The 3,374-nt window shown below is 53.6% G+C and carries 1 rRNA gene; it reads left to right on the plus strand.

The annotated features are described in order from the left end of the window. Nucleotides 1-312: 312 nt before the first annotated feature. Nucleotides 313-3,144: ribosomal RNA gene (locus LB571_RS28720) — 23S ribosomal RNA — on the plus strand. Nucleotides 3,145-3,374: the final 230 nt, after the last annotated feature.

The following is a 3,374-nucleotide window of genomic DNA, read 5'->3' on the forward strand; positions in this document are numbered from 1 at the left end:
TCTGTTTGACATCGTAAAGAGAAGATTTGTTCGAACTTCATGAGCCGCAAGGGTCATGATTTGTCGCAAGGGACGCTCAATCCCTTGCATATGATGGGTTTGCCTAACCGCACCCTCGAACCGATCTCGAGAAGCTGGTCTTTTTGTGCCAATGACATCAAGCCGGGTCCTGCACAGGATTTGGCTGACGCGACGATCTCTTCGAGATCGCGTGGCGACAATCCCTTCGGGATTGCGCGGATGCCGATCCCGCAAGGGGGAGGCTGAAGCGACAATCCTTCGGATTGCGCGATGGGTATTGGCAATGAGAACGATCAAGTGTCTTAAGGGCAATTGGTGGATGCCTTGGCATGCACAGGCGATGAAGGACGTGATACGCTGCGATAAGCTACGGGGAGGTGCGAATACCCTTTGATCCGTAGATTTCCGAATGGGGAAACCCACCTAAGGTGCTTGGAAAATCAGAGTAGCATGAGCGACAATCTCTTCGAGATTGCGCTGGTGCTGCTGTGGTTTCCAAGTATCTGATATAGGTAACTTATCCTGAATACATAGGGATAAAGTGGCGAACGCGGGGAACTGAAACATCTAAGTACCCGTAGGAAAGGACATCAACCGAGACTCCGGAAGTAGTGGCGAGCGAACCCGGACCAGGCCAGTGGCGATTGAGAGACAAGCGGAACCTTCTGGAAAGTAGGGCCATAGTGGGTGACAGCCCCGTACGCGTAATGCAATCAATCGTCCTCGAGTAAGGCGGGACACGTGAAATCCTGTCTGAAATTGGGGGGACCACCCTCCAAGCCTAAGTACTCGTGCATGACCGATAGCGAACTAGTACCGTGAGGGAAAGGTGAAAAGCACCCCGACAAGGGGAGTGAAAGAGTACCTGAAACCGGTTGCCTACAAACAGTGGAAGCCCAAGGTTCGTCCTGGGTGACCACGTACCTTTTGTATAATGGGTCAGCGACTTAGTGTGACGAGCAAGCTTAAACCGCTAGGTGTAGGCGCAGCGAAAGCGAGTCTGAACAGGGCGTTCAGTTCGTCGCATTAGACCCGAAACCGAGTGATCTAGCCATGAGCAGGTTGAAGGTAAGGTAACACTTACTGGAGGACCGAACCCATAACTGTTGCAATAGTTCGGGATGACTTGTGGCTAGGGGTGAAAGGCCAATCAAACTCGGAAATAGCTGGTTCTCCGCGAAATCTATTTAGGTAGAGCGTCGACCGAATACCCCAGGGGGTAGAGCACTGGATGGGCTAGGGGTCCTCACCGGATTACCAAACCTAACCAAACTCCGAATACCTGGGAGTACTAGTCGGCAGACACACGGCGGGTGCTAACGTCCGTCGTGAAAAGGGAAACAACCCTGACCTACAGCTAAGGTCCCCAAGTTATGGCTAAGTGGGAAAGGATGTGAGGATCCCAAAACAACCAGGATGTTGGCTTAGAAGCAGCCATCATTTAAAGAAAGCGTAACAGCTCACTGGTCTAAATAAGGGTCTTTGCGCCGAAAATGTAACGGGGCTAAAGCCATACACCGAAGCTTAGGGTTTGGTCCGCAAGGGCCAAGCGGTAGCGGAGCGTTCTGTAAGCTGACGAAGCCATACCCGTGAGGGGTGGTGGAGGTATCAGAAGTGCGAATGCTGACATGAGTAACGTAAGGGGAGTGAGAGACTCCCCCGCCGAAAGACCAAGGGTTCCTGCTTAAAGCTAATCTGAGCAGGGTTAGCCGGCCCCTAAGACGAGGCGGAAACGCGTAGTCGATGGGAACCACGTTAATATTCGTGGGCTTGGAGGTAGTGACGGATCATTGAGGTAGTCCAATCTTATCGGATTGAACGGGCTGCTGCGTGGTTCCAGGAAATAGCTCCTCCTTATAAACCGTACCCGAAACCGACACTGGTGGTCTGGTAGAGTATACCAAGGCGCTTGAGAGAACTATGCTGAAGGAACTCGGCAAATTGCACGCGTAACTTCGGAAGAAGCGTGACCCTTTTCCACGCAAGTGGAGGAGGGTGGCACAGACCAGGGGGTAGCGACTGTTTATCAAAAACACAGGGCTCTGCGAAGTCGCAAGACGACGTATAGGGTCTGACGCCTGCCCGGTGCTGGAAGGTTAAGAGGAGGGGTGCAAGCTCTGAATCGAAGCCCCAGTAAACGGCGGCCGTAACTATAACGGTCCTAAGGTAGCGAAATTCCTTGTCGGGTAAGTTCCGACCTGCACGAATGGCGTAACGACTTCCCCGCTGTCTCCAGCATAGACTCAGTGAAATTGAATTCCCCGTGAAGATGCGGGGTTCCTGCGGTTAGACGGAAAGACCCCGTGCACCTTTACTATAGCTTTACATTGGCATTCGTAGTGGCATGTGTAGGATAGGTGGTAGGCTTTGAAACCTGGGCGCCAGCTCAGGTGGAGCCACCCTTGAAATACCACCCTTATCACTATGGATGTCTAACCGCGGCCCGTTATCCGGGTCCGGGACAATGTATGGTGGGTAGTTTGACTGGGGCGGTCGCCTCCTAAAGAGTAACGGAGGCGCGCGATGGTGGGCTCAGAACGGTCGGAAATCGTTCGCTGAGTGCAATGGCATAAGCCTGCCTGACTGCGAGACTGACAAGTCGAGCAGAGACGAAAGTCGGTCATAGTGATCCGGTGGTCCCGCGTGGAAGGGCCATCGCTCAACGGATAAAAGGTACGCCGGGGATAACAGGCTGATGACCCCCAAGAGTCCATATCGACGGGGTTGTTTGGCACCTCGATGTCGACTCATCGCATCCTGGGGCTGGAGCAGGTCCCAAGGGTATGGCTGTTCGCCATTTAAAGCGGTACGTGAGTTGGGTTCAGAACGTCGTGAGACAGTTCGGTCCCTATCTGCCGTGGGTGTAGGAATATTGAAAGGATCTGTCCCTAGTACGAGAGGACCGGGATGGACGGATCTCTGGTGGACCTGTTGTGGCGCCAGCCGCATAGCAGGGTAGCTATATCCGGACGGGATAACCGCTGAAGGCATCTAAGCGGGAAACCCACCTTAAAACGAGTATTCCCTGAGAACCGTGGAAGACGACCACGTTGATAGGCCGGGTGTGGAAGAGCGGCAACGCTTGAAGCTTACCGGTACTAATAGTTCGATCGGCTTGATCGTTCTCATTCCTAATATCCATTTGAAGTCAAATGGTCTGACCAGCGCTCACGCATGAGCGGCCCTTACGGGCCTATGCTCCGCGAGGGCGCCGGACGACCGGCGACGCGCAGTCGCGCTTGCGGGCTTTGCCCGAAGCAACCTGCGGATGTCGCTCAGGCACAAAAAGACAGGTGAAGAGCAGTGAGCCAATGGCGAATAGGTATCCCCTACTCACTATTCGCTACTCACTA

It is taken from the genome of Mesorhizobium sp. BR1-1-4, from assembly GCF_020165375.1.
In the GTDB taxonomy this organism is placed as follows: Bacteria; Pseudomonadota; Alphaproteobacteria; order Rhizobiales; family Rhizobiaceae; genus Mesorhizobium; species Mesorhizobium australicum.